This is a genomic window from Geminicoccus flavidas, from assembly GCF_009806515.1.
Lineage (GTDB): Bacteria > Pseudomonadota > Alphaproteobacteria > Geminicoccales > Geminicoccaceae > Geminicoccus > Geminicoccus flavidus.
On sequence record NZ_WUJP01000530.1, the window covers coordinates 1 to 971 of the forward strand.

At 73.5% G+C, this 971-nt stretch carries 1 protein-coding gene; it reads right to left on the minus strand.

What is annotated here, in order from left to right:
- The coding region (locus EQG76_RS14965; RefSeq protein ID WP_159714844.1) for an adenylate/guanylate cyclase domain-containing protein at positions 1–971 on the minus strand (971 nt) is incomplete at both ends.

The window sequence follows — 971 nt, forward strand, 5'->3', positions numbered from 1 at the left end:
CGGCCCAGCTCTCCAGCCGCGCCGCCGTGTTCACCGTGTCGCCCAGGATGGTGTACTGCAGCCGCGCCCGGCCGCCGATCGCACCCGCCACCAGGGGGCCGGTATGGATCCCGATCCGGATCGCGATGCCCGGCCGCCCGCTCTTTACAAGCGTGCTGGACAGTTCGGGCAACCGGCGGCGGATCTTCAGGGCGGCTGCCACCGCCGCCTTGGCGTCCGCCGCCTCGCCGGCCGCATCGGTGCGCGGCACCGGCACGCCGAACGCCGCCATCATGCCGTCGCCCATGAAGTCGGCGACGATCCCGCCTTCCTCGGCGATGCAGTCCGCCATCAGAGTATGAAAGGCTTCGAGCCAATCCAGCAGCTCGGCAGGCGTCATCCGCTCGGAGACGCTGGTGAACCCGCGCACGTCGGAGAACAGTACGGTCGCGACCATGGTCTGCGGCACCGGCCGGCCCTCCTTGAGCAGCCGGTCGCGGCCGGCCCAGAGCGTGTCGGCCACGCTCGGTGGCAGGTAGGTGCGGAACAGGCCGGCCAGCCGGGCGCGCTGGCGCCGCTCCCGCCAGGCGACCAGCACGAAGCTCAGCCCCGCCGCCCCGAGCCAGCCGAGCAAGGGCGGCACCCAGGCGAGCCAGATTCCCTGCACGAACCCGGAGAGTGCGACCGCCGGCCAGGCCAGAGCGCCCAGGAGCAAAGCCGGCAGGCTCAGCGCCGGGGCGGCGATCAGCCCGCCGGCAGCGGCACCCAGCAGGCAGGCGAGCCCGGTTGTGAGCAGCCAAGCCCAGGGGGGAGCCGGGCGGAGCGGCGGCACCTGCCCGCGCGCCTCCAGCAGAAGCTGGGCGGTGAACTGGGCATGGGCTTCCACGCCGAACAGGGAGCGGCCGGGCAGCGCCGTTTCCGTGGCCCGGTCCAGGAGTGGGCTGGTGACGATGTCGCCGACGCTGCGCGCGGTGCTCCCGACCAGCACCACC